At 67.7% G+C, this 282-nt stretch carries 1 pseudogene; it reads right to left on the bottom strand.

The annotated features are described in order from the left end of the window. Positions 1 to 18 precede the first annotated feature (18 nt). Positions 19 to 282 (bottom strand): annotated as a pseudogene (locus tag FS767_RS22190) (glycerol-3-phosphate 1-O-acyltransferase); the annotation flags it as partial.

Consider the following 282-nt stretch of genomic DNA (forward strand, 5'->3'; position numbering starts at 1 on the left):
TGACCCATGGATGCCCGCTTAGTTGCCGGCGGGCACAGGGGATTCGGCTTCCGGCAGGTCCGGGGCCTCGGGCCGATCCAGGGCCACCTGGCGGATCGACAGGCGAATCTCCGCCGGCAGCACCCGCTTGCCCGCACCCTCGGCCAGTTCACCGAGCAGTTCATGGTGGCCCAGGGTGCCGTCGTCGGCCTTGCGCAGCACCCCTTCCGCCAGCAGCGTCTGGATGAAGTGGCGGAACAGCGACTTGTCGAAGAATTCCGGCGCATTGAGGCCATGCAGCAC

It is taken from the genome of Pseudomonas sp. DE0010 (assembly GCF_007680745.1).
Taxonomy (GTDB): Bacteria; Pseudomonadota; Gammaproteobacteria; order Pseudomonadales; family Pseudomonadaceae; genus Aquipseudomonas; species Aquipseudomonas parafulva_B.